The 25880-nt window shown below is 72.9% G+C and carries 23 protein-coding genes and 2 tRNA genes; 10 read left to right on the forward strand and 15 right to left on the reverse strand.

The window, feature by feature from the left end:
- Positions 1–47 precede the first annotated feature (47 nt).
- A complete protein-coding gene (locus GVV04_RS06280; RefSeq protein ID WP_161685461.1) occupies positions 48–1376 on the forward strand; it encodes an ABC transporter substrate-binding protein in 1329 nt (442 codons plus the stop codon).
- A 57-nt stretch (positions 1377–1433) separates the two neighbouring features.
- On the opposite strand, the gene GVV04_RS06285 is transcribed toward GVV04_RS06280, so the two are convergent.
- From GVV04_RS06285 to GVV04_RS06295, 3 genes are all read right to left on the reverse strand, one after another.
- Positions 1434–1682, reverse strand: a complete 249-nt coding sequence (locus GVV04_RS06285) for a hypothetical protein (protein WP_161685463.1) — start codon at positions 1680–1682, stop codon at positions 1434–1436.
- Between the two features lie 215 nt (positions 1683–1897).
- Positions 1898–1971, reverse strand: a tRNA-Met gene (locus GVV04_RS06290).
- A gap of 96 nt (positions 1972–2067) precedes the next feature.
- Entirely contained in the window at positions 2068–2721 is a 654-nt protein-coding gene (locus GVV04_RS06295) for a TetR/AcrR family transcriptional regulator (protein WP_161685466.1), read from the reverse strand.
- 100 nt (positions 2722–2821) lie between these two features.
- Here GVV04_RS06295 and GVV04_RS06300 point away from each other — a divergent pair, with 100 nt between their 5' ends.
- Positions 2822–3856 carry an NADP-dependent oxidoreductase gene (locus tag GVV04_RS06300; RefSeq protein WP_161685469.1) on the forward strand — a complete coding sequence of 345 codons (1035 nt, stop codon included), beginning with the start codon at positions 2822–2824 and terminating at the stop codon, positions 3854–3856.
- Positions 3857–4007: 151 nt separating this feature from the next.
- On the opposite strand, the gene GVV04_RS06305 is transcribed toward GVV04_RS06300, so the two are convergent.
- From GVV04_RS06305 to GVV04_RS06315, 3 genes are all read right to left on the reverse strand, one after another.
- Positions 4008–4081, reverse strand: a tRNA-Met gene (locus GVV04_RS06305).
- A 71-nt stretch (positions 4082–4152) separates the two neighbouring features.
- Positions 4153–7119: a UPF0182 family membrane protein gene (locus tag GVV04_RS06310; RefSeq protein ID WP_328822234.1), complete on the reverse strand. Its 2967-nt coding sequence runs from the start codon at positions 7117–7119 to the stop codon at positions 4153–4155.
- A 105-nt stretch (positions 7120–7224) separates the two neighbouring features.
- Complete coding sequence (locus tag GVV04_RS06315; RefSeq protein WP_201752989.1) at positions 7225–8238, reverse strand: YlbL family protein; 1014 nt, start codon at positions 8236–8238, stop codon at positions 7225–7227.
- Positions 8239–8420: 182 nt separating this feature from the next.
- On the opposite strand from GVV04_RS06315, the gene GVV04_RS06320 reads away from it, so the two are divergent.
- Positions 8421–9653 (forward strand): zinc-dependent metalloprotease, encoded by a 1233-nt coding sequence (locus GVV04_RS06320; RefSeq protein ID WP_201753112.1) that lies wholly within the window; start codon positions 8421–8423, stop codon positions 9651–9653.
- Between the two features lie 246 nt (positions 9654–9899).
- Here GVV04_RS06320 and GVV04_RS06325 read toward each other — a convergent pair whose 3' ends face one another.
- Together GVV04_RS06325 and GVV04_RS06330 are read right to left on the reverse strand one after the other, a co-directional pair.
- Positions 9900–10499 carry a hypothetical protein gene (locus GVV04_RS06325; protein ID WP_161685474.1) on the reverse strand — a complete coding sequence of 200 codons (600 nt, stop codon included), beginning with the start codon at positions 10497–10499 and terminating at the stop codon, positions 9900–9902.
- 126 nt (positions 10500–10625) lie between these two features.
- Positions 10626–11156 carry a M48 metallopeptidase family protein gene (locus GVV04_RS06330; RefSeq protein ID WP_161685477.1) on the reverse strand — a complete coding sequence of 177 codons (531 nt, stop codon included), beginning with the start codon at positions 11154–11156 and terminating at the stop codon, positions 10626–10628.
- Positions 11157–11669: 513 nt separating this feature from the next.
- Between GVV04_RS06330 and GVV04_RS32120 the strand changes: the two genes are divergently transcribed.
- The 3 genes from GVV04_RS32120 (at position 11670) to GVV04_RS06340 (ending at position 14660) form a co-directional block, all read left to right on the forward strand.
- Positions 11670–11837: a DUF5679 domain-containing protein gene (locus tag GVV04_RS32120; RefSeq protein ID WP_007464795.1), complete on the forward strand. Its 168-nt coding sequence runs from the start codon at positions 11670–11672 to the stop codon at positions 11835–11837.
- Positions 11838–12041: 204 nt separating this feature from the next.
- Positions 12042–13094 carry a ThiF family adenylyltransferase gene (locus GVV04_RS06335; protein WP_161685480.1) on the forward strand — a complete coding sequence of 351 codons (1053 nt, stop codon included), beginning with the start codon at positions 12042–12044 and terminating at the stop codon, positions 13092–13094.
- A 234-nt stretch (positions 13095–13328) separates the two neighbouring features.
- Positions 13329–14660 carry an ABC1 kinase family protein gene (locus tag GVV04_RS06340; protein ID WP_161685483.1) on the forward strand — a complete coding sequence of 444 codons (1332 nt, stop codon included), beginning with the start codon at positions 13329–13331 and terminating at the stop codon, positions 14658–14660.
- 384 nt (positions 14661–15044) lie between these two features.
- On the opposite strand, the gene GVV04_RS06345 is transcribed toward GVV04_RS06340, so the two are convergent.
- The 3 genes from GVV04_RS06345 to GVV04_RS06355 form a co-directional block, all read right to left on the reverse strand.
- Positions 15045–15410 (reverse strand): WhiB family transcriptional regulator, encoded by a 366-nt coding sequence (locus tag GVV04_RS06345; protein WP_161685486.1) that lies wholly within the window; start codon positions 15408–15410, stop codon positions 15045–15047.
- 133 nt (positions 15411–15543) lie between these two features.
- Entirely contained in the window at positions 15544–15798 is a 255-nt protein-coding gene (locus GVV04_RS06350) for a hypothetical protein (RefSeq protein ID WP_161685489.1), read from the reverse strand.
- A 122-nt stretch (positions 15799–15920) separates the two neighbouring features.
- Entirely contained in the window at positions 15921–18098 is a 2178-nt protein-coding gene (locus tag GVV04_RS06355; RefSeq protein WP_161685492.1) for an ATP-dependent DNA helicase UvrD2, read from the reverse strand.
- Between the two features lie 90 nt (positions 18099–18188).
- Between GVV04_RS06355 and GVV04_RS06360 the strand changes: the two genes are divergently transcribed.
- A complete protein-coding gene (locus tag GVV04_RS06360) occupies positions 18189–18431 on the forward strand; it encodes a mycoredoxin (protein WP_161685495.1) in 243 nt (80 codons plus the stop codon).
- Positions 18432–18583: 152 nt separating this feature from the next.
- Here the strand turns inward: GVV04_RS06360 and GVV04_RS06365 are convergent, their stop codons facing one another.
- Positions 18584–19849 carry an MFS transporter gene (locus GVV04_RS06365; protein ID WP_161685498.1) on the reverse strand — a complete coding sequence of 422 codons (1266 nt, stop codon included), beginning with the start codon at positions 19847–19849 and terminating at the stop codon, positions 18584–18586.
- A 208-nt stretch (positions 19850–20057) separates the two neighbouring features.
- On the opposite strand from GVV04_RS06365, the gene GVV04_RS06370 reads away from it, so the two are divergent.
- The 3 genes from GVV04_RS06370 to GVV04_RS06380 all read left to right on the forward strand — a co-directional run bounded on the left by GVV04_RS06370 (position 20058) and on the right by GVV04_RS06380 (position 21834).
- Entirely contained in the window at positions 20058–21035 is a 978-nt protein-coding gene (locus GVV04_RS06370) for a helix-turn-helix domain-containing protein (RefSeq protein ID WP_161685502.1), read from the forward strand.
- Positions 21036–21111: 76 nt separating this feature from the next.
- Positions 21112–21351, forward strand: a complete 240-nt coding sequence (locus GVV04_RS06375) for a DUF397 domain-containing protein (protein ID WP_161685504.1) — start codon at positions 21112–21114, stop codon at positions 21349–21351.
- A gap of 213 nt (positions 21352–21564) precedes the next feature.
- Entirely contained in the window at positions 21565–21834 is a 270-nt protein-coding gene (locus GVV04_RS06380) for a hypothetical protein (RefSeq protein ID WP_161685507.1), read from the forward strand.
- Between the two features lie 320 nt (positions 21835–22154).
- Here GVV04_RS06380 and nudC read toward each other — a convergent pair whose 3' ends face one another.
- Genes nudC through GVV04_RS06395 form a run of 3 tightly spaced genes read right to left on the reverse strand, consistent with a single transcriptional unit; the run spans position 22155 to position 25845 of the window.
- Entirely contained in the window at positions 22155–23138 is a 984-nt protein-coding gene (nudC, locus tag GVV04_RS06385; protein ID WP_328822236.1) for an NAD(+) diphosphatase, read from the reverse strand.
- The gene (locus GVV04_RS06390) at positions 23135–24478 is read right to left on the reverse strand and encodes a M16 family metallopeptidase (protein ID WP_161685511.1); all 1344 of its coding nucleotides are present in this window, start codon (positions 24476–24478) and stop codon (positions 23135–23137) included. Before GVV04_RS06390 ends, nudC begins: the two co-directional genes overlap by 4 nt.
- A gap of 56 nt (positions 24479–24534) precedes the next feature.
- The gene (locus GVV04_RS06395) at positions 24535–25845 is read right to left on the reverse strand and encodes a M16 family metallopeptidase (RefSeq protein WP_161685514.1); all 1311 of its coding nucleotides are present in this window, start codon (positions 25843–25845) and stop codon (positions 24535–24537) included.
- Between the last annotated feature and the right edge of the window lie 35 nt (positions 25846–25880).

A 25880-nucleotide genomic window follows, 5' to 3' on the forward strand; every position in this document is an offset into this window, starting at 1 on the left:
GCTGTGTAAATGGTCCGACCGCCCGCCGGACGACCAGGAGAACCCCCGTGCCCACCGCCAGCCCCCCGCTCCCCCACGCCGGCGCCGATCCGGGCCGCCGGCGACTGCTGGGGGCGCTGTTCGGGGCGCCGCTCGCGGCGACCGGCCTGGCCGGGTGCGGCGGCGCGGAGGAGACGCCCGTCGACGACGGGCTGATCGAGCTCTCCGTCTTCTGGTACGGCAGCACGAAGCGGGCCGAGCTGACCGAGAAGGCGCTGCGGCTCTACTCCGCGCGCAACCCCCGGGTCAGCTTCCGGGTCACCTGGCAGGGCGTCGACGGCTACTACGACCGGCTGGCCACCCAGGCGGCCGGCGGGAACGTGCCCGACCTGATCCAGGTCGACGACACCGTCCTCACCGAGTACGCCCGGCGGGACATCCTGCTCGACCTCGGCGGGTACGCCGCCGACAACCGGCTCGACCTGCGCGGGCTCCCCCCGGGGCTGGTCCGCTACGGCGAGGTCGACGGCCGAACCGTGGGTGTGGCGGCGGCCCAGACCAGCGCCGCCGTGGTCTACAACCGCGCCCTGCTGCGCCGACTGAGAGTCCCGGAGCCCCGCACCGGGATGTCCTGGCAGGAGTACGTCGACTGGGCGGCGCGGGTCACCCGGGCCGCCGACGGCCGGGTGGCCGGCACGATGGACCCGTCCGGGGACCACCGGGCGCTCTGGCTCTGGCTGCGGTCCCGGGGCGGCGAGCTGTACCAGGGCCGGCAGCTCGGCTTCAGCGCGAGCGACCTGGTCGACTGGTTCGAGCTGTGGCAGACCGCCCGGACCCGCCGGGCCACCCCGAGCGCCGCACTGGTCGACCAGGCCGACAGCGGCGAGACGAACCGGCAGTTGGTGGTGACCGGGCACACGGCCGCCTCGTTCGCGTGGGCCCATCAGCTCCCCGAGCTTCAGCGCTACACCAACGACGAGCTGGCACTGGCCGCGTTCCCCGGCCCGCCGGCCGCGCAGTGGGCGCGGGCGTCCATGTACTGGGCGGCGTTCCGTGGCACGCGGCGACCCGACGTGGTGGCGGAAGTGATCAACTTCCTCACCACGAACATGGAGGCGGCCCGGGCCCTGGGGCAGGAGCGGGGGGTCAACCCGAGCCTCGCCAACCGCCGGTACGTCAAGGAGAGCGTCACCGACGCAGGCCAGCAGCGGGCCGCCACCCTCGCCGATGCCCTCGCCGACGCCCTCGGCCCCGCGCCCAGCCCGCCCCCGAGGGGGCACGCCCGGGTGCGGGCCCTGCTCGTCGCCACGGCCGAAGGGGTCCTTTCCGGCCGGTCCGGCATGCGCACGGCGACGTCCCGGTTCATCGCCCAGGCCAACGCCGCGCTGGCCGAGTGACCCGACCCGCCGCGCTCGGGCGCGGCGGGTCGACCCCACCCGGTCAGCGCGAACCGGTCAGCGCGGTGGCCGGTTACGCCGGTTGCGCATCAGCATCAGCACCAGTAGGACGATCCCGCCGACGACGACGAGGCAGCAGAGCAGCCCCAGGAAGCCGAAGCCGCCGCCCCGGCGCCTCTTGGCGGCCTCGACCACCAGCTCGCCGGGACCGGTGGACGCCCAGGCCGCGACCGGGACGAAGACCGACAACACGACCGCACCGAGGACCGCGCTCAGCCGGCCCCACCACTTGTTCAACGAAGACATGCCCCTCATCCTCGCCGAGCGGCGCAACAGTGGCACCCGGGACAGACGGGGATTTCACCGACGCGCTCCGGGCGGACCGCCCGCCGTGGCGAGGAAAGCCCGGTCGGGGACATGAACCGAAGACCTGGACAGGGGCGGCACGCCGAGCCCGGCCACGGTTAGCGGGACGGGACATGCGAAATGGCCCGGAGTTTCCTCCGAGCCATTTCGGTTCGTAGCGGGGACAGGATTTGAACCTGCGACCTCTGGGTTATGAGCCCAGCGAGCTACCGAGCTGCTCCACCCCGCGTCGACTTCTAAAGACTAGCGCATCCCCGGAACGGAGATCAGCCGGCCCCCTGAGTTGGGTCGTCAGACGGCGCCCTGCCGCTGAGGCGAAGCATGGTCAGCCCTGCTCCGAGCCTTGGGCTGGGACAGGCCGGGCGGCGTTGCGGGCGGCGGCGGTGAAGTCGCCGGTCGTGGGGGCAGCGACCGGAATCTCGCGCGCGCACTCCGGGCGCAGCCCGTCGAAGATCAGATGCAGGTAGCGCCGCCACAGGCCGGGCACCGTGTCGCCGAGCGGTGCCGCAGCCTGGACGGCGGCGTTGAAGAGCAGCACGATGTCGTGGCCGGTGACGTCCGCTCGGATCGCGCCGGCATCGCGGGCCCGCCCGGTCAACGCCTCCGCGACCTGCGCCAGGCGCTCGCTCGCGGCACGCACCCTGGGGTCGGCCCGTGAGATCGCGGTGGCTGCCTCGCAGAACGAGCGGTCGTTGGCCTGTAGCTCGATGCCGGCGGTCATGAACCGCAGTAGCGCGGACTCCGGGTCGGCTTCTTCCCGTAGCTGCTCCCCGAGCGCAACCAGACCGGCGACGCGGTCGCCGAAGATCTCCGCGACCAGGTCTTCCTTCGTGGGGAAGTGGTTGAAGACCGTGCCCTTCGCCACGCCGGCCCGGGCCGCGATCCGGGCGATGGAAACCTCCAGGCCGTGCGCGGCGAGTTCCGCCGAGGCGGCGTCCAGCAATGACTGTCGGTTGCGAGTGGCGTCGGCGCGGGGCACCTATCCAGCCTAACTCAACTTGACCGTGTGGTCATCTTCTCTGTTACGGTCGAGACAATATGACCCCATGGTCAAGTTGCTGGATGCATGGAGGCTGACGATGAAGGCAGTGGTAGCCCGGGAATACGGCGGCCCCGAGGTGCTGGCGGTCGAGGAGATTCCCGTTCCCCGGCCGGGACCCGGCCAGTTTCAGGTACGGATACGCGCGGCCGGGCTCAACCCCGCCGATCTGCGGACCCTCAGCGGAGTGCTGCACCGCCTGACCCCGCTGGAGTTCCCGTACGTGCTCGGCAGCGATTTCGCCGGCACAGTCACCGAGGTCGGTCCGGACGTTGCCCGGTTCGCGGTTGGCGAGGAGGTGTTCGGGGTCGGGCTGCCGCGTGCGACGGGAGAGATGGCCACGATGCTGTCCACTCCGCCGTCCCTGACCACCGGCACCATGGCGGAGTACGCGGTGTTCGAGGCGGACACGCCGGCCATCGCCCGACGCCCGGAGAAGCTCGACGCGGAGCAGGCCTCCACCCTGCCGATCGCCGGGCTGACCGCGCTGTCGCTGCTGCGCGCCGGCGGCTTCGACCCGGCCGACGGGCAGACCCCACTGACGGGCGGCGGCAGGGCACTGGTCACGGGCGCGGCGGGCGGGGTCGGTGGCGTGGTGGTCCCACTGCTCGTAGCCGCAGGACTAGAGGTGATCGCCACGGCGATTCCCGACGATGAGCAGTACGTGCGCGACCTGGGCGCCGCCGACGTGATCGATTACCGCAGCGTCGACACCATCACCGAGACACTGCGGCGCCATCCCCGTGGCGTCGACACCCTGATCAACCTCGCGCTCCCAGGGCCCGCACTGATCGAGGCGAGCCGCGTGCTCCGACCCGGAGGCCAACTGCTCAACGCGGCCTTCCCGAGCCCCGACCCGTCGGCGTTCGACGGTGCCGATCTGACCGTGAAGACGGCCTACAGCACTGCCCGCCCCGGCGACCTGGACCGGCTCGCCGCATACGCTCTGGACGGGACGCTGACCTCCACCATCAGCCGGCGGTACGCCCTGACCCAGGCACCCTGCGCGTACGCCGACCTGGTGCACACGCACATACGCGGCAAGCTCCTCGTCACCGTCGCACCCACGGCCTGACCCGGTGACGCGGCGGGCATCGAGCCCGCTGCTACCAGACACCCGATCTACCCACAGATCATGTTCCGTCTGCCCGGACCATGCCCGGAAGGAGATCAAAAGCCCGGCCCCCACGATCTGGGGGCCGGGCTTTGACTTGCACTTTCATTTGTAGCGGGGACAGGATTTGAACCTGCGACCTCTGGGTTATGAGCCCAGCGAGCTACCGAGCTGCTCCACCCCGCGTCGACTTCTAAAGACTAGCGCACCGCCCGGGCGGACCGCAAAACGGCCCCACCCGGGCGGCTTTGCGCAGGTCAGCCACCCGCCGAGGGCGACGGGGCGGGACTGCCACTCGGCGAGGCGCCCGGCGTCGGCGAGGCCGCCCGCTGCGCCTGCTGGAACGCCGTCATCGCGTCGTCCAGGGCCTTGAGCGCCCGGCCGTACCGCTCGAAGTCACCGGACGTCTGCGCGGCCTTGACCTCGACGATGGCCGCCTGCACCTTGCCCGCGGCCTCGGCCAGTTCGCCGGTCAGCGGCGGCGCGTCGGTCCCGCCGCTGGGCGGCGGCGTGCCGCCGGCCGACGGCGGAGTGGCACCCTGAGCGGCCTCCTTGCCCTGCTCGACGAGCTGCTTGATGCCGTCGGTGAGGTTGTTGGCCAGCACCACGTACGAACCGCCGTCGCCGTACGACAGCAGCACCTTCTGCAGCAGGGGGTACGCGTCCTGCTGGTTGCTCTTCACGTACACCGGTTCGACGTAGAGCATCCCGTTGCCGAACGGCAGCGAGAGCAGGTTGCCGTACTGCACCTGGGCCTGGTTCGAGGAGAGCAGGTTGAGCTGCTGCCGGATGTTGGCGTTGTTCGTCATCTGCTGGTGCACCTGCACCGGGCCGGAGATCCGGGTCTGATCCGGCAGCTCCAGCACCTCCAGTTGCGGCTTGCCGTCCACGTACGAGCCGGAGATCAGCGCGGCGAGGTTCTGCCGGCCGTTCGGGGTGACCGCCGAGGTGAGCTGGAAGCGCGGCGCGTCCTGGCCGGGGAACTGGGTCCACAGGTAGAACGGCGGCTGCTTCTGCCCGCCGTCCGGGTTGTCCGGCACGTTCGGCACCTGCCAGAAGTCCTGCGCCGAGTAGAAGTCGCCCGGGGCGGTGACGTGGAACTTGGTCAGCAGGTTGCGCTGCACCTTGAACAGGTCGGCCGGGTAGCGGAGGTGCTCCCGCAGCTCGGCCGGGATCTTGTCGTTGGGCAGCACCAGGTCCCCGCCGAACGCCTTGTTCCACGCCTTCAGCACCGGGTCCGTCTGGTCGAACTCGTACAGCCGGACCGTGCCGTCGTACGCGTCGACCGTGGCCTTGACCGAGTTGCGGATGTAGTTGACGTTCTCCCGGGCGAGCTGGAACGTGCCCCGTCCGGTCAGCTCGTCGGTCGTCTCGGCCTGGAGGTTCACCCGCTCGGCGTACGGGTAGGTCGCGGCCGTGGTGTAGCCGTCGACGATCCACTGCACCCGGCCACCGACCACCGCCGGGTACGGGTCGCCGTCGACGGTGAGGAACGGCGCGACCTTCTCCACCCGGTCCCGGGGGTTACGCACGTAGAGCAGCTTCGAGTTCTCGTTGACCGCCTCGGAGAGCAGGAAGTTCGACTCCTGCTGCTTGATGGCGTACAGCAGCCGGCGGGTGAACGAGCCGATCTCGACGCCACCCTCACCGGTGTAGGTGTAGTACTGCTCGCCGCCGGTCTGGGTCGGCCGGTCGAACTCCGCGTTCCGCTCCGGGTTCGCCTGCCCGACGATCGCGTAGTCGTCCGGGCCCATCCGCTCCCCGTAGTAGATGCGCGGCTGGCTGGCCGGGATCTGCTCGACCTGCGAGGAGCAGTCCTCCTTGGTCTTCTCACCCAGGAAGCCCGAGACGAAGTACGGCTGACCGCCGCAGACCACCTGGTTGGCCGGCGCGGCGACCAGGCCGTAGCCGTGGGTGTAGACGGTGTGCCGGTTGATCCAGGTGTTCTGCTGGTCGGTCAGCTCGTTGTAGTTGACCTCCCGGACCCCGACCACGTAGTCGGAGGTCTTGCCGGACACGGCGTACCGGTCGATGTCCAGCTTCGGGCCGAAGTCGTAGAAGCCCCGGACCTGCTGGAGCTGGGTGTACGTCTCGGAGACGAGCTGCGGGTCGAGCAGCCGCACGTTCGGCACCACGGAGGTGTCGGTGGCCAGGCTCGCCGGTGGAGCGAGGTTGCTCGCCGCGTACGGCGAGGTCTTCGTGTCGCCCAGCCCGAACGCCGACCGGGTGGCCCCGATGGCACGCTCGATGTACGGGGCCTCCTTGTCCTTGGCGCTCGGCTTGACCTCGAAGGTCTGCACCGCCCAGGGGTAGATGCCGCCGATGGCGACCGCGGAGACGCCGAGCAGGGCCAGCGAGATGCCCGGCCACACCAGGTTCCGCATCACCGCGTTGGAGAACACGATGATCGCGATGGCCACCACGACAGAGATGTAGGCGAGGATCTCCTTGGCCGGCAGCAGGGCGTTGATGTCGGCGTACCCGGCGCCGTAGAGCTTCGCCCCCTCGTTGTACTCCAGCAGCAGGGAGCGCCGGTCCAGCACGTACGCGACGGCCTTGAGCAGGACGAAGACCGCCACGAGCGTGCTCAGGTGGGCCCGCGCGGCGTTGGTCATCCGGTCCCCGACGCCCTGCAACCGAACGCCGCCGAAGATGTAGTGCACGGCCAGCGCGCCGAGCAGGGCGAGCACGACGGCGGTGAAGCCGACGCCGAGCACGTAGCGCCAGAACGGCAACTGGAAGACGTAGAAGCCGATGTCGATGCCGAACTCCGGGTCCTTGACGCCGAAGTCGCCGCCGTTGCGGAACAGCAGCCACTGGCTCCACCGGCTCTGCGCCGAAAGCCCGGCGAAGAGCCCGACCACCACGGCGACCAGGCTGATCCACAGGCCGAGCCGCGGGCCGAGCACCATCCGGTACCGCTCCAGGGTGGCCTGTTCCAGCGAGTGCGGGCGCAGCCGGGGCCGCAGCCGGTGGGCCAGCCACAGGTTGCCGCCGACGATCACCGCCATGGCGAGGCCGACGATGAGGAAGAGCAGCACCCGGGTGGCGAGCACCCCGGTGAACACCTGGGTGTAGCGGACCTCGTCGAACCAGAGCCAGTCGGTCCAGGCCTGCACCCCCCAGCCCAGCAGGGTGAAGAGCACGAACACCCCGATCAGCACCCCGATCGTGACGCGTCCGCGTCGGCTCATCCTCGGCAGGGGGCTGCTACGCATGACCACTCTTGGCTCCGCACGCTCGATGTGATCGGCTCCGACCAGGCACCCAGCGTACGGGGTGTTCCTGAAAGCGTCGGCCCACGGTCACGCCGGGCAGCGGCGGGTCGGTCAGCAGCGGGTCGGCTCACCGCCCTCGCGCAGCGCCGTCAGGGCCGTCAGCGCGTCGTCGAGGGTGCCCACCTTGAGCAACGGCAGGCCGGGCTGCGGGTTGCGGACCGCCTCGGCGCAGTTGGCCTCCGGCACCAGGAACACCTTGGCCCCGGCCTGCTTCGCGCCGACCAGCTTCTGGGCGATCCCGCCGATCGGGCCGACCTGCCCCTCGTCGTCGATCGTGCCGGTGCCGGCGATGATCTTCCCGCCGGTCAGGTCGGCCGGCTCCAGTTTGTCCACGATCCCCAGGGCGAACATCAGGCCGGCGCTCGGGCCGCCGATGTCGTTCAGGTCGATGGAGAGGGTGAACGGGTGCGGCTGCTGCTGGTCGATCTCGATCCCGATGCGCGGCCGGCCGTCCTGCTCCCGGCTGGTGACCTGCGCCGTGGCGGCGGCGCCGTCGCGGGTGTAGCCGATGGTCAGCGCGGTGCCCGCCGGCTTGGCCCGGATCAGCTCGGTGAGCCGGCCGGCGCTGGTCACCGGCGTGCCGCCGACCGAGGTGACGACGTCGCCGGCACGCAGCGCCCCGGCCGACGGGCCGCCCGCCGTCACGGTCTTCACCCGCACCTGGACCGGGTACCCCAACTCCCGCAGGGCCGCCGTCTCGGCGCTGGTCTGGGAGTTACGGAAGTCCTCCTCGTTGCGCTGCTCCACCTCCTGCTGGCTCTCCCCCGGCGGGTAGACCAGCTCGCGCGGCACCACGGCCTCGTCGGAGGAGAACCAGCCGGACAGCGCCGAGCGCAGCCGGACGGTGGGCTGCACGCCGACCGTGGTCAGCCGGAGCTGGCCGGCGGAGGTGGACGTCGCCCGCCCGGACACCTGGATGATCTCCTTGCCGTCCGAGGTGCCCAGCGTGTTCACCGTCGGCCCGGGGCCGAGCACCACGTACGGGATGGGCGCGTTGAGCACACCGAAGCTCAGCAGGGTGGTCAGCAGGGCACCCAGGAGGACGGTCACGCCGCGACGTCTCATGGCGCAGAGCGTACCGACCGGTCCGGCGGGGGTCCGGACGGTGACGACGACTTCGCCCTCAGCGCAACGCCGGTGGCGGCTACCAGGGGCGCAGCCCGCGTACCGTAGACGTCGTGCCTGATATTCCGTTCGGTTTCGCGCTCCCGGGTGGGCAACCACCAGACCCCAACGATCCCGCGCAGATGCAGCAGTTCATGTCGCAGTTGCAGCACCTGCTCTCCGCGCCGGGCAGCGGGCCGGTCAACTGGGACCTGGCCCGCCAGGTGGCCGCCAGCCAGCTCGCCGCGGCGGGCGACCCGGCGGTCTCGCCACACGAGCGGCACTCGGTCGAGGAGGCGCTGCGCCTCGCCGACCTCTGGCTTGAGCCGGTCACCGCCTGGCCCTCGGGCATCCGCACCTCGCTGGCGTGGAACCGCAACGAGTGGATCTACAAGACCCTGGACGTCTGGCGCAAGCTCTGCGACCCGGTGGCCAGCCGGATGGTCGGCGCGATGGGTGACCTGGTGCCGCCGGAGGCGCGGGCCCAGCTCGGCCCGATGCAGTCGATGATGGCCACCCTCGGCGGCGCGCTGTTCGGCGGGCAGCTCGGGCAGGCCCTCGGCTCGCTCGCCGCGGAGGTGCTCTCCGCCGGCGACATCGGGCTCCCGCTCGGCCCGGCCGGCACCGCCGCGCTGATCCCGGCCAACATCCGGGCGTACGGGCAGGGCCTGGAGCTGCCCGAGGACGAGGTGCGCCTCTACGTCGCCCTGCGCGAGGCGGCCCACCAGCGGCTCTTCGAGCACGTGCCATGGCTGCGCGGGCACGTGTTCACCGCCGTCGAGACGTACGCGTCGGGCATCCGGGTCAACCGGGAGGCGATCGAGGAGGCCATGGGCCGGGTCGACCCGACCGACCCGGAGTCCATGCAGGCGATCGCCCTGGAGGGCATCTTCACCCCGGAGGACACCCCGGCGCAGAAGGCGTCGCTGGCCCGGCTGGAGACCGCGCTCGCCCTGGTGGAGGGCTGGGTCTGCCACGTGGTCGACGCCGCCGCCGGCGAGCGGCTGCCCAACGTCGTCCGCCTCGGCGAGGCGTTCCGGCGGCGGCGGGCGGCCGGCGGGCCGGCCGAGCAGACGTTCGCGGCGCTGGTCGGGCTGGAGCTGCGCCCGCGCCGGCTGCGCGAGGCGGCGACCCTGTGGGCGGCGCTGACCGAGCACCGGGGCATCTCCGGCCGGGACGCCGTCTGGGGCCACCCGGACCTGCTCCCCTCCGACGACGACTTCGCCGACCCGGTGGCGTTCGCCACCACCCGGCTCGACCTCGACGACGAGCTGGCCAACTTCGACTTCAGCGCGCCGGGTGGCCCGGAGGAGCAGGCACCGGGCTCCCCCCGTCCGCGCCCCGAGGGCACCGGGGACGACGCCGAAGAGTCCTGACCCCGCTTTCTCTCCCGAGCGCACCCGAGGGCCGCCGACGCACCGCGCCGGCGGCCCTCGGCCGTCCTCGGCGTGAGCCGCTGCGAGCGGGGAAGCCCATGATCCAGACGCGGAACCGCTCGGAGGTCTCGTCGGGGGATTTCCGTGGGGCCCTGACGGCGGCACCTCGCACGGCCGACCCGGACGCGGAACCGCTCGGGGCTCGGCGGCGGCCGGAGGCAGCCCGGCGCGGGTCGGCTGGTGGCGTCAGCGGCCACCGGAGAGCAGTGCGCGGGTCGTCTCCCAGCCCTCGACGGCGGGGTCGAGGGTGGCCAGGTCGGCGGGGCCGCGCATCCGCCGCCAGGCGGCGGTGACGGCCACGTCCCCGGGTTGCGGGGCGGCCCGCCGCACGTCCGCCGGGAGCGCGGTGTCCAGGTCGACCTCCGGCAGCCATCCCGGCACGGGCAGCCGGGACGCGACGCCGAGCAGGCCGGGGCCGGCCCCCTCGGCGGGGGCCACCGCCACCGACCGGGTGGTCAGCGGGCGGAGCAGCTTGCCGACGGTCAGGCCGGGCAGGTCCGGGGCGTCGGCGGCGACGACGGCCGCCTGGTCGTAACCGGTCAGCGCCGCCAGGACGGCGGTGCCGGTGGCCTCGGGCACCTCGAGCACGGCCATCCCCGGCCAGACGACGGCCTCAGCCAGCGAGCGGTCCTGCGGGGTGGCCGCGATCGCGGTCTCCACCTCCTGGAGCGTGGCGAGCAGGTCCACCACGTCCTCGGCGAGCGCGGCACGCCAGACCGCCGGGTCGATCCCCGGCGGCGCCCACGCCACCGGTCCGAGCAACGCCACCACCACACGTCGGGCCACGCACCGACCCTAGGCCGTCGGCCACACCACCGCGCGCCCGGTGCCGGGGCGCGGTTTCGACGCCCGGTCACCCCGGACCATCGACATCGAGCCGATCGAAGCGGGGCAACCGGAGCCGGCGGCCGGTCAGTCGACCGGAGGGCCGCCGGAGGCGGCGGCGACGCCCTCCAGGTACCCACGGGCGCGCTCGGCCTTGGGATAGCGCCCGACCAGCGCCCAGAACCGGGCGTTGTGGCTGGGCACGATGAGGTGGGCCAACTCGTGCAGCAGGACGTAGTCGATCACCCAGTCGGGCATGTCCTGGATCCGGTGCGAGATGCGGATGGTCCGGTCGGCGGGGGTGCAGGAGCCCCAGCGGCCGTTCTGGTTGGTCACCCAGCGAACGCTCGACGGCAGCGCCCGTTCGCCGTACTCGGCGAGGTAGAGGCTGCGCAATCGGGTGGCGCGGTCGAACAGCTCGTCGTCGGAGCGGGCGAGGCGCCCCTCCCGGGCCTCCAGCCGGGCCAGCATCCGGTCGACCCACTCGGTCTCCTCGGCCCGGGAGAACTGGTCGGGGATGAGCACCACGACCCGTTCACCGTCGCGGTAGGCGGACACCGTACGTCGCCGGCGCTGGCTGCGCCGTACTTCGACGACCGGCTTCCGCGCCCCTGCCATCAGTGGGCCGCGCAGCCTCGTTTTGCTGTCACGAAGGAAAGCTAATGGGTACTGACCAGGGGTCCGCAAGAGTCAACACCACGACACGCGCCCGGAAAGTCATGGTTGATGGCCAGAAGTCCCGAAAAAAAACCTTGCAGACCGTCACGAAGACGCTCCGTCACGGTCGAGGGACCGGGTCGGGCGGCCCGAGGGCTCGCCTCCCACCGTAGGTGATCATCGCCCCGACCGCCTCCTCAGGGCCACCTTGTGGGGCATCTGGGTGCTTTCACCCGGCGTGTCCCCGCCAAACTGACTTATCCGACCTAATTCGGCATGCACACTCTCGACGTCGACTTGCTCACAGTGTCGAAGCACAGCTGACATGGAACCGCCCGCACCTGGGTAGGGTCCGCGGACCAGCGGTCACGAGGGTGGCCGTGGAGAAAGACCCAGCGTCGGCGCCCCGCGTGGCCCGCCGCCGGGCAACCGCCGGAACCGGATTGACCGGCGGACGAGACGAGGAGGGCACCCGTGGCCGACCAGGCCCAGACCTACAACGGTTACTGCGTCAAGTGCAAGGAGAAGCGGGACTTCGAGGGGCACGTCGAGGTCTCGAAGACCGGGATGAACATGGCCAAGGGCAAGTGTCCGGTGTGCGGCACAACAGTGAACCGCATCCTGGGCAAGGCGAAGGTCTGACCCGTACGGGTCCGGTACGGGGGAGGGCGACTGCGGTCGCCCTCCCCCGTACCGTTTCGGCGCCCGCCCGGTGTCGGCTGACCGACACGGTTACCGGCCGGTTGTGGATAACCCGGCCTTTTCTGTGGAGAACCCTGGGCAGGGCCGTGCGCACCTGTGGACAACGATCGACGGAAAGCAGGGACTCGGTGACGATTCGTCGTCATGGACCGTCCCACGCTGCCCCGGCCCGTTCTGCTTCCCGGCCTGACCCGCCTGTGGCGGGACCGGCACACCCTCCAGCTCGGGCTGGGATCGGGCCGCGCCGTCCTCGTCGAGGTGGCCAACCCCCGCGCCGTCCGGGTGCTCGACCTGCTCGACGGCACCCGCAGCGAACGGCTCGTCCTGGCGCACGCCGCCAACGTCGACGTGCCGCCGGACGAGGCGCGCGGCCTGCTCGACGCGCTACGCGACGCCGGGCTGGTCGTACCCGCGCACACGCTGCTCCCCCGCGACCTCACCGGCCCGGCGCGGCACCGCCTCGCCGCGGAGGCCGGGGCGCTGGCCCTGGCCGCGCCCGCCCTGCCCGGCACCCCGGCCCAGGTGTTGCGGCGACGCCGGGCCGCCCGGGTGCTGGTGACCGGCAGTGGCCGGCTCGGCGCTCCCGTCGCCGTCGCGCTCGCCCAGGCCGGGGTGGGGCACGTGCACGCGAACCTCGCCGGGTCGGTGCGCCCGACCGACCTGGTCGGCAGCGGGCTGGCCGCCACCGACCTGGGGCACCCACTCGCCCCGGCGGTACGCGCCGCGGTGGACCGGGCCGCTCCCGGCACCGCCACCCGCCCGCTGCACCGCAGCCGGCCCGACCTCGTGCTCCAGCTCGGCGTCGACCGGCCGGCCGCCCTGCTCGCGGCGGGGTTCGCCCAGCGTCGCCAGCCGCACCTGCTGCTCACCCTGCGCGAGGGGATACCGACGATCGGCCCGCTCGTCCGGCCGCCCGCCGGGCCCTGCCTGCGCTGCGTCGACCTGTACCGCACCGAGCGGGACCCGGGCTGGCAGGCGCTCGCGGCCCAGCTCGCCGCCGACGCCTCGGACCAGTCCTGCGGCACGGCCATCCTGCTCGCCGCAGTCGGGTACGCCGTCGCCGAGGCGCTGGCCCACCTCGACGGCGGCACACCGGAGACCCTGGGCTGCTCCGTGGAGGTGACCGGCCCCGGCCGGCTGCGCCGGCGCACCTGGCCGCCCCACCCGTCCTGCCGCTGCGCCGGACGGGGCCGCTGACCGGCCGCGACGGCTGACTCGGCGTCGGCGGGCAAGGTCGGCGATCGGCCGGCGGGCCGGGGCCCTGGATCGGCGGCGGACGGGTACGGCGGGGCGGCGGCACGGCAGGCAGGCGGGCACGGAGGGTACGGAGGGCACGAGACGGGCGGCCCGTCGGCCACCGATCTGGGGGTCGAGCGGTCCGGCCCGGCCACGGAGCAGCCGCGAGGCCGCCGAGTCGGTAACAATGGCCGAGTGACCGACATCCCGCGCCGGGCCATGTCCCGGACCGCCAAGCTCGCCGCTCTGCCGCTCGGCTTCGCCGGCCGGACCGTCCTCGGCATGGGTAAGCGCGTCACCGGGCTGGCCTCCGACGTGATCTCCGCCGAGATCCAGCAGCGCACGGCCGAGCAGATGTTCAGCGTCCTCGGGCAGCTCAAGGGCGGGGCGATGAAGTTCGGCCAGGCGCTGTCGGTGTTCGAGGCGGCCCTGCCCGAGGAGGTCGCCGCCCCCTACCGGCAGGCGCTCACCAAGCTCCAGGAGGCGGCGCCGCCGCTGCCCGCGGCCACCGTGCACAAGGTGCTCGCCGAGCAGCTCGGCCCGGCCTGGCGGGAGCACTTCGACAAGTTCGACGACACCCCGGCCGCCGCGGCCAGCATCGGGCAGGTACACCGGGCCGTGTGGCGGGACCCGGACGGCGGGGCGTCCCGCGACGCGGCCGTCAAAATCCAGTACCCGGGGGCCGGCGACGCGCTGCTCACCGACCTCAAGCAGCTCTCCCGCCTCGGCGGGATGTTCCGGGCGATCCAGCCGGGGCTGGACGTCAAGCCCCTGCTGGTCGAGCTGCGCGAGCGGATCACCGAGGAGCTGGACTACGAGCTGGAGGCCGAGTCGCAGCGCGCCTTCGCCGCCGCGTACGCGGACGACAACGAGATCTTCATCCCTGCGGTGCTCGCGGCCACCCCCCGGGTTCTGGTCACCGAGTGGATCGAGGGCACCCCACTGGCCGAGATCATCCGGGCGGGCACGGAGGAGCAGCGCGACGAGGCCGGCCGGCTGATGGCCATCCTGCACCTGTCCGCGCCGGCCCGGGCCGGCCTGCTGCACGCCGACCCGCACCCGGGCAACTTCCGGCTGCTGCCGGACGGCCGGCTCGGCGTGATCGACTTCGGGGCGGTGGCCCGGATGCCGGAGGGCACGCCCGAGCCGATCGGCCGGCTCGCCGGGCTGGCCCTGCGCGGCGACGCCGACGGCGTCGTCGAGGGGCTGCGCGAGGAGGGCTTCGTCAGCCCCACCGAGCCGATCGACGCCGGGGCCGTGCTGGACTACATCCGGCCCATGCTGGCCCCGGTCGCCGAGGAGGAGTTCCGGTTCACCCGGGCCTGGCTGCGGTCCGAGGCGACCCGGCTGGCCAGCCCCCGCTCACCGGCGTACCAGCTCAGCCGGCAGCTCAACCTCCCCCCGTCGTACCTGCTGATCCACCGGGTGACGCTCGGATCGATCGGGGTGCTCTGCCAGCTCGAGGCCAAGGCGCCGTACCGGTCGATCCTGGAGCGCTGGCTGCCGGGCTTCGCCCCGGTGGCCTGAACCGGCCGCACGGACGAACGGCCGAAACCGCGGCACGGACGGGCGGCCGAAACCAGCGGCGCGGACGGGACCGGTCGACGACGTGGGGGCGTGTCGGCCGGTCGGCCGACACGCCCCCACGTGTGTCGTGTTCGGTTACAGAACGCCCAGGTCGCGAGCCGACTGGATGCGGCTGCTGATCGCGATGGTACGGGCGGATCGGGTTGCCTCAGTGCTCGTGGTGGTGCGACCGGCCTGAGGCCGGGGCATTCGGGCCCGGGACAACGCTTCGTGGAGTAGTTGCATCTCGACGGCTCCGATGGGCAGGTGCATCATGGGGCTCAGCTCTCTCTCGTGTCTCTCTTAGCCGGTGTGGACCGGCGGGGATGGTGCGGATCGGGTGTGTCAGGCAGCAAGCCGGACGGTGTTGCGCGACGAGGACAGCCCACCGGCTGCCAGACGCGCCTCGGCCTCGACCTTCAGCGCGGCGTCACGGGCGACATCCTCCTTGCGCGGACGGCCCCGGGGCCGCTTGCGCGGGACGACCGCGCCACGCTCGAAGATCTCGCCACCCCAGACACCCCAGGGCTCGGCCCGCTCCATCGCCCCGGCGAGGCACTCGACGCGCAGCGGGCAGTCCCCGCAGAGCGACTTGGCCAGCTCGAGCTCGGTGGGCGAGTCGGAGAACCACAGGTCGGGGTCGAACTTCCGGCAGGACAGGTTCGCCTCCACTTCGACGCTCACGTCGACGGGGGCCAACGCCAGACTCATCTCCCGGTCACCTCTCTCTCACTTCGATCTTGTGGATCGGACTTTCGACGTACTTCGGCAGGCAGGCAAAAAACTGAGGCCGCGGATCCCAGTAGCGGGTTCCGCGGCCTCGAGGTGAGCCGGAGTCTGATGATCAGACCGGTCTACCTCGAGGTGGAACGCCGCGGACATCCGTGCGCTTCTTGGCGCCATCGATATCCATGCCCGTGAAGCCACTGGCCCCCTCGACTCCAGTCGGCGGCGCGACGGTCAGATTCAGCTCGGCCTGAACCCGGACCTGGTGCGCCTGCGGAGCCGACGGCCGAGCAGCGAGGGCCACCCAGACAGTCGACAGCGGAGCAACGGCAGCGGGCATCCCCACTGGGCGCTCATAGGTGAAAATCTCCATTGGTGACACCCCCTCACGTTCCTCGAAGTCGACTGGCCTCTACCCCCTGAGCAGCCGGAATGGCGCTGCTCGCGAGGTGTGTCCTGAGGCTATTCCTCGCCCGGGGGCGAGGGCAAACGAATTTACGGCTCGATTTCGAAAGTTTTCTCAGGGCAGACATCGTCGACCGCCGCGCCCCCCACGAGGGCCAGCACCAGCTCGCCGTAAAGGCCGAGTTTGCGGGGGCCGATGCCGGCGATCGCGATCAGCTCCTCGGGCCGGCCGGGTCGCCGTTCCGCCAACGCGACGAGGGTGGCGTCGGTGAACACCACGTACGCCGGGACCTTCTGCGCCCCGGCCACCCGGGCCCGCCAGTCGTGCAGCCGCTCGTACAGGCCCTGATCGATGTCGGACGGGCAGGTCGGGCAGCGGCCGAGCTTGCGGTCCGGGCCGGAGAGCAGGGTCGCGCCGCAGATCCGGCAGGAGACCACCTGGGGGCGGCGGCGCTCGGCCCGCTTGGCCGCGCCGGCCCCGGCCGTCGCGGTCCCGGCCCGCTCGGTCCCGCCGCCGGAGCGGTCGAGCTGGGGCAGGAACCGCGACGGCCGCCGGGCCCGCCCACCGGGCGAGCGGGCCACCGCGTACGACAGCCAGAGCCACTCCCGGGCCCGGGTGATCCCGACGTAGAGCAGCCGGCGCTCCTCCTCGACCTGCTCGGCGGTGCGGGCGTACGTGGTGGGCAGGGTGCCCTCGGAGAGCCCGACCAGGAAGACCGCGTCCCACTCCAGGCCCTTGGCCGAGTGCAGGGACGCCAGGGTCACCCCCTCCACCGTCGGCACATGCTGCTGGGCGACCCGGCGGGCCAGTTCGTCGTTGAAGTCGGCCAGCGTCACCGGGCGCTCCACGGCGGCGGCCTCGCCGATCAGCAGCACCGGCGGGCTGGCCGCGTACTCCTCGGCGAGCTGGACCAAGGCGGCCAGCGCCTCCCAGCGTTCCCGGGCCGCGCCGCCGGCCGGGGCGGTGTCCGGGGCCCAGCCGACCGCCGAGAGGCCCTCCACGACGGCGACCCGCAGCGGGGTCTCGCCGGGGATCGAGCGGGTCGCGGCCCGCAGCGCCACCATCGCCTGGCGCACCTCGACCCGCTCGAAGAACCGCTCGGCGCCCTGCACCACGTACGGCACCTCGGCGTCGGTGAGCGCCTTCTCGTACGCCTCGGACTGGGCGTTGGTGCGGAACAGCACGGCGATCTCCCGGGCCGGGGTGCCGGCGTCGACCAGGGCCCGGCAGCGGGTCGCCACGGCGGCGGCCTCGGCCGGCTCGTCGGTGAAGATCCGCAGCTCCGGTTCGGGGCCGGTCGGGCGCTGCCCGCGCAGCTCCAACCGCAGCCGGGCCTCGGTGCCCCGGGCCTGGGAGATGACGGCGTTGGCCAGCCCGACCACCTGCGGGGTGGAGCGGTAGTCCCGGACCAACCGGACCACGGTGGCGCCGCGGTGCCGGCGGGGGAAGTCGACCAGGTACGCCGAGGTGGCCCCGGTGAACGAGTAGATCGTCTGGCTGGCATCGCCGACCACGGTCACGTCGTCCCGGCCGCCGAGCCACGCCTCCAGCAGCCGCTGCTGCAACGGGTTGACGTCCTGGTACTCGTCGACCACGAAGTGCCGGTACTGCCCGCGGACCTGCTCGGCCACGTCTGGATGCTCCTCGATGCCCCAGACGGCGGCGCGCAGCATGTCCTCGAAGTCGATCACCCCGTTGGACCGCTTGAGCCTCTCGTACGCGGCGAACACCTCGGCCACCTTCGCCGGCTCGTGCGGCGTGTCGCGCAGCGCCTTGGCCGCCGCGACGACGTACTCCCCTGGCTCGACCAGGGACGACTTGGCCCACTCGATCTCGCCGGCCAGGTCCCGCGCGGCGGCCCGGTCGGTCCGCAGGCCGACCCGGGCGGCGGCGAGCGTGACCACCCGGGCCTTGCTGTCCAGCAGCTCGGGCATCGCCCGGCCCGCCAGCAGCCGGGGGGCGAAGTAGCGCACCTGGCGCAGCGCGGCGGCGTGGAAGGTGCGCGCCTGCACGCCCTGCGCCCCGAGTGCGGTGAGCCGAGCCCGCATCTCGGCGGCGGCGCGGGCGGTGAAGGTGACCGCGAGCACATGTCGGGGGGACACCTCACCGGTCAGCGCCCGGTGGGCGATGCGGGAGGTGACCGCCCGGGTCTTGCCGGTGCCGGCGCCGGCCAGGACGCAGACCGGGCCGGCGGGGGCGGTCACCGCGGCGCGCTGCTCCGGGTCCAGCCCGGCGAGCACCAGTTCCGACGCTGAGTGAACCCCCACAGCGAGGAATCATCTCAGCTCCGTCTGATGTTGCAACGGTTAGCCTGACCTGACCGGACGGGCGGAACGGACCTTGGAGGACACCCGATCATGTTGACGATGTACTCGACCCCGTGGTGCGGCTACTGCCACCGACTCAAGTCGCAGCTCGACCGGGAGGGCATCGCGTACCAGGTGGTCGACATCGAGCAGGACACGAAGGCTGCCGAGTTCGTGATGAAGGTCAACGGCGGCAACCAGACCGTCCCGACACTGCACTTCGCCGACGGCAGCGCCCTCACCAACCCGTCCATCACCCAGGTCAAGCAACACCTGGCCGCCCTACCCGGCTGACCCCCCACCCCCACCCCCGCCCCACCCCGCGCCCTCCTGATGGGCGCGCGCACTTTCACGGAAAGAGTGGCCATTCCGCCTCGAATGGCCACTCTTTCCGTGTATTTGCGGCGTGGGTGGGGTGGGGGGTGGGGGGTGGGGGGTGGGGTGGGTTAGGGGGTGGGGCGGGGGGTGGGGGTGGCCGGGGCGGGCGGGCGGCGTTGGAGCGGGATGTGGACCATCGGGGTGGGGGTGGGGGTGGGGGTGGAGAGGCTGCGGCCTCGCCACAGGAAGACGCCGGCGGCCGTGGTGGTCAGGCCGACCAGCGCGAACAGCAGCCGGTAGTCGAACACGCCGACGAGCAGCGCGCCGGCGCCGATGGAGACCGCCTGGGGCCCGCTGACCAGGGCCTCCGACGCCGCCGCGACCCGGCCGAGCAGGCCCGCCGGAGTACGCCGTTGGATGAGCGTGTTCAGCCCCACCGTGATCAGCGGAAGCGCGGCCCCGGCCAGCAGCAGCGCCACGCAGCCCAGCCAGAGGGCCGGGTACGCCAGGGCCAACGCGGCCGGACCGAACAGGGTCACCCCGGCGGCCAGCGTGCCCACCTCGCCCGCGCGGCGTACCGTGGCGGCGGAGAACAGGCCACCGACCAGCCCGCCGACGCCCTGCACGGTGACCAGCACGCCGACGAACGCGGCGTCGCGGCGCAGCCCGTGGTCGACGTACGCGAAGATCAGCGACTCGGTGAAGCCCATCACCAGCGAGCCGAGGCCGTAGCCGAGCAGCGCCCGGCGCAGCGCCGGCTCGCCGGCCAGGTGGCGCAGCCCGGCCCCCAGCTCGGCCGACCACCGCAACTCGCCGCCGGCCGACGGTGTCTCGGGCACCCGGAGCAGGGCGACCACGGCGGCTGCCACGACGAACCCCGTCATCGCCAGCGCGGTCAGCAGCCAGCCGCCGACGGCGGCGTAGAGCGCGGCACCGGCGAGCGGCCCGATCAGCCGCAGCCCCTGGCGCACGGTCTGCAGCAGACCGTTGGCGTCGGCGAGCAGGTCGACGGGGACCAGTTGCTGGATCAGACCGTTGAGCAGCGCGCTCAGCGTCAGGTACGACAGCCCGTACAGGACCGCCACCACGTAGATGATCCGGACGTCGGCGCTCTCGGAGACGGTGAACAGCGGGGTGAGCAGGGCGGCGGTGGCGAGGTTCGCGATGATGAAGAAGGGCCGCCGGGGGTACCGGTCGACCGCCCAGCCGACCAGCGGCGCGAGCACCATCGGCGCGATGATCGCGAAGATCGTCGCCCCGGCCAGCCCGTCGGAGCCGGTCAGGTCCTTCACCCAGATGGCGAGGGCGAGCAGCAGGATCGACTCGGCGGCCATGCTGGCCAGCAACCCGCCGAACAGCAGGCGGAACTCGGGGCGGCGCAGGACGGTGCGCATCGGGTTTCCTCTCGGAGGGTGGCCGGGGGCCACGGGGGTCGACGGCGACGTCGTCGGATCGCTCGCGCCAGGTCAGCGGTCCTCTTTCTGCGAGACACGCCCCCGTCGGGGCGTCCGACTTCGATCGCGCCCGTCCATACTGAACGTGGGGGGCGAATTTCATACAGTTACCGTCGCGTCTGCGGCGGCCGACGGAGAAGAGGACACCGTGCCTCCAGCCGGACCCAGCCCGATCATGCGTCGCCGCAGGTTGGGCAACGAGCTGCGCCAACTGCGCGAGGCAGTCGGCCTCACCGGGGACCAGGTCATCGCGCGAATCGGCTGGGCCTCCGCGTCCAAGCTGTCCCGCCTGGAGAACGGCCGCAGCCGTCCCGACCTCGACGACGTCCGCGTCCTGCTGGACCTCTACGGCACCGACGGCGAGTCGCGCACGGAGCTGCTGGGCATCACCCAGGAGGCCGGCGACATGCGAGGCTGGCTGAAGAAGTACCCGGTGATGACCCCGCAGCAGCGCATCTTCGCCGAGCTGGAGGCGGGCTGCACCGAGATCCGGGAGTACAACCCCGTGCTGGTCCCGGGCCTGTTGCAGACCCAGGGGTACGCCCGGCTGCGGATCGTCTCGGCCCAGCAGGTCGAGTCCGGCGCGGGGGCCCCGGAGCCCGACGAGGCCCCGGAGACCGAGGTGGCCGCCCGGTTGGCCCGCCAGTCGCTGCTGGACCGCACCGAAGCGCCGCGCTACACGGCGGTGCTGGAGGAGGCGGCGCTGGGCCGGCGGGCCGGCCCGCCGGACGTGCTGCGGGAGCAGCTCCGGCAGCTCTGCGAGCTGGCCAGGCTGCCGCACGTCACCCTGCACGTGCTGCCGAGGGACACCCCGATCGGCGACTGGTACCTCCCGCCGACCGCGTTCTCGATCTACCTGTTCGCCGACCCGCTCGACCCGGAGACGCTGGCGATCGAAGGTGGCTTCACCAACGTCATGTCTACCGAGGCAAAAGCCCTGAATCGCTATAAAGTGGTCTTCGAGTGGTTGCGCTCGGCCGCGCTCTCCGAATCGGACACCATCACCTGGCTCTCCGAGGCTTCGGGGCGGCTGGCCGAGGCGGTGGGCCCGACCGCGGTCGGCCACGGGCCGGCAACGGCGCCGGCCCAGCGCCGCCGACACTCCGGACGCCTGACGGAGCGGTGACCCACCGCGGGACCCGCCCCGTCCGGGCGTGCGGCGCCACTCGTCCCGTCGGAGCAGTTCCAGTCAGGAGCAGACCATGAACGACATCCGCAACACGCCGTCCGCACTCGCCCGGCAGCTGACCGACGCCCCGTGGCGGACCAGCACCCGCAGTCAGACGTCGAACTGCGTCGAGGTGGCCCCGCTGAGGGTGGGCCCGGCCGCGGTCGCCCTGCGCGACAGCAAGGACCGCGGCGGCCCGGTGCTGCTGTTCGACCGCGCCGGCTGGCGGGGGTTCATCACCGGGACAAAGGACGGGCAGTTCGATCTGACCTGATCCGGTGACCGGGCGGGGCCGTCGGCGGGTGCCGGCGGCCCCGACGCGTATCCAGCGTTCCACCCCTGCTGAACAGGGTTCACCCGATCGGGCGACCCTGCGGACCAATCGGCGGGTTTCACTTGCTGAGACGCCGTCCGGGCGTAGCATGTCGACAGAGTGACGTGGAACTTCCACGGAATACCGCCCGTCACGGTCGCATCGGAGTTACCCATGCGGTTCCTGATCGTTCGCACCGACATCCGCGCCGCCGCCGACATCGACATCGCCGCGGCCTGGGCCGGCGGGGGTCGGGTCCGGGACGAGACGACCAGCCCGGAGCCGCGCCGCCAGGTGGTGCACGCCGAGAACCGGGACGCCGCCCTAATGCTGGCCCGGGCCCTGTCGACGGTGGGCGCGGTCCGCTACGGCAGGCAACGGGTGAAGGTGCTTCCCCTCGGCGACTCCGCTCCCCGCCGCCGGCGGCTCGGCTCCGGCGGCTGACCCACCCGACGTCCGTCGTGGTCGGACCGGCTCCCCCGCCGATTCCTCGCCTCACCCGACCAGGGCGGCCCGTGTTCCCGGCCCGGGACCGTCGCGGCAACGGCGGCCCGGGCCGGCACCGTGTCCAGCTCCGACCCGAGGCTGGTCGACCGGCGACCCGGGCAGGCCGCGTTCCATGGCTGATCACCGAACCGACGGGGCCAGCGGCACGACGGGCCGCGTTCCATGGCTGATCACCGAACCGAAGGGGCCAGCGGCACGACGGGCCGCGTTCCATGGCTGATCACCGAACCGAAGGGGCCAGCGGCGGGCCGGGATGGTCAGCAGTGGCCGTCGAGCCAGCGGTGGATCAGGAAGAGCGCGATCGACGACGGCGGGGGCAGCACCAGCCGGTCGCCGCCGCCCGCGCCCGCCGGCCGCCCGGCCAGCGCCGCGCCGATCTCCCGCCGGGTGAACCAGCGGGCGTGCGTGATCTCGGCCGGGTCCAGGTGTACGGGGTGTTCCGGGTCGGCCAGGGCGAGGAAGCCGAGCATCAGCGAGCCGGGGAACGGCCAGGGCTGGCTGCCCGCGTACACGATCTCCTCGACCGCGACGCCGACCTCCTCGCCGACCTCGCGCAGCACGGCGGCCTCGGCCGACTCGCCCGGCTCGACGTACCCGGCGAGGCAGGAGTACCGGCGCCCGCCCGGGATGCCCGCCCAGGCGGCGTTGCTGCCGAGCAGGCAGCGCCCCTGGAGCCCGTCGACCCCGTCGTGCACCAGGACGATCATCGCCGGGTCGGTGCGCGGCCAGGCCCGGTCGCCGTCCGGGTCGGTCCGGGACCAGCCGGCCTCGTCGACCCGGGTTGGGTGGCCGGTGGCCGAGGAGTAGCCGTGCCGGACGTGCCAGTTGGTCAGTGCCAGTGCGGTGGTGAAGATACCGGCGTCCCGGTCGAGCAGCAGGTGGCCGATGTCGCGCAGGTGCGCCGCCCGGGTGCCCGGCAGCTCGGGCAGCGGGCTGTCCACGGCGAACACCGGCACCCCGTCCGGCTCTACGCCCAGGAACATCGGGACCGAGCGGGGCACCTCAGGCAGCTCGCCGGAGTCGAGCAGCACCAGCTCCGGCGGGGAGGTGTCGTCCCGGACCAGGGCCCGCCCGTCGCTGGCCGAGTCGAGCACCAGCACCCGGGCCTGCTCCCAGGCCTCGGCCAGCCACGCCGGGTCGGCCCGCCGGTGCGCGGCCCGGTCGAGCGTGGTCCGGGCCAGCGGCGGGACGGCCTCCCCGGTCGTCCCGGCGTCCCGGACCAGCCCTCGCCGGGCGGTCACGGCCGGGCCGGCTCGGTGTGCACCGGGGCGAGCGCGGACAGGGCGGGGGCGATCCGCCCGGCGTCGCCGAGCACCACGGTGACCGCCCGCGCCGGGGCCAGGTAGCGCCGGGCCGCCTCGGCCACGTCGGCGACGGTGGCCTTCGCCAGCCGGGCGGCGTGCTCGGCGAGGAAGTCCAGGCGCAGCCCGTTGGCCGCGAACACGCTGGTCAGCGACGCCAGCCCGGCCTGGGTGGACATGCCGAGCTGGAGGGTGCCGAGGGCGTACTGGCGGGCCTGCTCCAGCTCGTCCGGCTTCGGCGGCAGGGAGGCCAGCCGGCCCAACTCGTACGTCGTCTCCAGCAACGCCGGACCGGTGACCTCGGTGGCCACCTCGGCGGCGGCGATCAGCACCGACCCGGCCACCGAGTGCTCGACCAGCGAGTGCGGGCCGTACGTGTAGCCCTTGTCCTCGCGGATGTTCTCCACCCAGCGGGACGAGAAGTAGCCGCCGAAGAGCAGGTTGGCCAGTTGCAGCGCGGCGTGGTCGGGGTGGGTGCGGGGCACCGCCGGCAGGGCGATGCGCAGCGAGGACTGCACCGAGCCGGGCCGGTCGACCAGCAGCAGCGGGCCGGGCTCCAGCGGCGGGGCGGGCGGCAGTTCGCCGGCGTGCCCGGCGCCGCTCCAGCCCGACAGTGCCTTGTCGGCGGCGTCCAGCGCCCGCTCCGGCTGCACGTCGCCGACCAGCACCAGCACCGCGTCGGCCGGGTGCACCCGCTCGGCGTGCAGCCGGCGCAGCGCCGCCGGCCGGACCGCGTGCACCTGCTCCGGCTCGGGGGTCTGCACGGCGTACGGGTGCTTGCCGTAGACCCGCCGGAGCAGGGCGTTGCGGGCCAGGTGGGCCGGCTGGCTCTGGGCCACCTGGATCCGGTCGACCAGCCGGTCCCGCTCGGTGCCGACCTCCTCGCCCGGGTACGTCGCCCCGGTCAGCACGTCGGCGAGGATCTCCAGCATCCGGTCCAGCCCGGTGACCAGGCCGGCGCCGGAGAGCATCAGCCGGTCCGGGTCGAGGCCTGCGGAGAGCCCGCCGCCGACCGCCTGGAGTTCGGCGGCGATCTGCACGCTGGTCATCGACGCCGTGCCGGAGAGCATGGTCTGCGCGAGCATCGCGCCCCGGGCCGGGGGGATCCGTCCGGCCGGCATCGACAGCCGCAGCTCGACCAGGGGGACGGACGGCCGGCGCACCGCGATGACGGTCAGGCCGTTGCCGAGCCGACGCTCGGCATACTTGGGCACCTTGAGCCTGCGGTTCGGACCGAGCGGCGGCAGCGTCCGCTCCCCGGCCTGGACGGTTGCCGTCACCTGACCCTCCTCCGTTCGCGACTGCGGGGCTCGCAAACCCGGCTCACTCCTCGCGCTCACCGGGCACCTCCTGCGATGACCTCGACGGACGCGCGGCGCTCCGGCCGCAGGGTGGCGGCGGCGGCCCGGACCTGCTCGTCGGTGACCTCGCCGACCAGTCGGGGCAGCTCGTTGAGCAGGCCCGGCTCGCCGCGCTGCTGTTCCAGCACCGCCATCCGCAGCGCCCGGCCGAGCACCGCGTCGGTGTCGCGCAGCAGGTGGGTGGCCATCCGGGCCTGGGTGCGGGCCAGCTCGCCGTCGGTGGGGCCGTCGGTGGCCAGCCGGTCCAGTTCCTCGTCGAAGGTGCGCAGCACCTTGTCCACGTCGCCGCCGGGTGGCAGGTGCGCCTGGAGCAGCAGCGCGGTGGGGCCGCGCGTGTCGAACGGGTCGCCCATGAAGCCGACGTACCCGCCGAGGCTGGTCACCGCGCGGTCCCGCTGGACCAGCCGCTCGACCAGCCGGGACGCGTCGCCGTCGGTGAGCACCTCGGCGAGCACCACGTACGGCAGGTAGCCGGTGAAGTCGGTGATCGGGTCGGGCACCCGCCAGGCGGCGGCCACCGCGGGCAGCGGGGCCAGCGCATCTGTGTACGACGAGCGCCGCTCGGCGGTCAGGTCGGGCTCGTCGAAGTCGGGGCGCTGCGGGGCGGGCCGGGCCGGCACGTCACCGAAGTGCCGCTCGATCAGCGCGGTGGCCTCGGCCACGTCGACGTCCCCGCTGACCGCGAGCACGGCGTTGCCGCTGGCGTAGTAGTGGCGGAAGAAGTCCGCCGCGTCGGCGACGGTGGCCGACTCCAGGTCGTCGAAGGAGCCGTAGCCGTCGTGCGCGTTCGGGAAGGTGTCGAACATGACCGGTGGCAGGGTCAGCCACGGGAACCCGCCGTACGGGCGGTTGAGCACGTTGACCCGGATCTCCTCCTTGACCACGTCGACCTGGTTGCGCAGGTTCTCCTCGGTCAGCCGGGGGCCGCGCATCCGGTCGGCCTCCAGGAACAGCGCCCGTTCCAGGGCGTTGCTCGGCAGGGTCTCGTAGTAGTCGGTGTAGTCGTGATGGGTGGAGCCGTTGAAGGTGCCGCCCGACCCCTGCACGTGCCGGAAGTGGGCCAGCTTCTCCAGGTTCTCCGAGCCCTGGAACATCAGGTGCTCGAAGAGGTGGGCGAAGCCGGTACGCCCCTCGGGTTCGGACCGGATGCCGACGTCGTAGACCACCGCCACCCCGATCACCGGGGCGCTGCGATCGGGGGTGAGCACCACCCGCAGGCCGTTGTCGAGGGTGAACCGCTCGACCGGATACTTCGTCGCTGGAATTCTCGATCTCCGCGCCGCCACGGGACCGACCCTAGCGCGTCGGCGCCTCCGACGGC

This window comes from Micromonospora rubida, from assembly GCF_009908295.1.
In the GTDB taxonomy this organism is placed as follows: Bacteria; Actinomycetota; Actinomycetes; order Mycobacteriales; family Micromonosporaceae; genus Micromonospora; species Micromonospora rubida.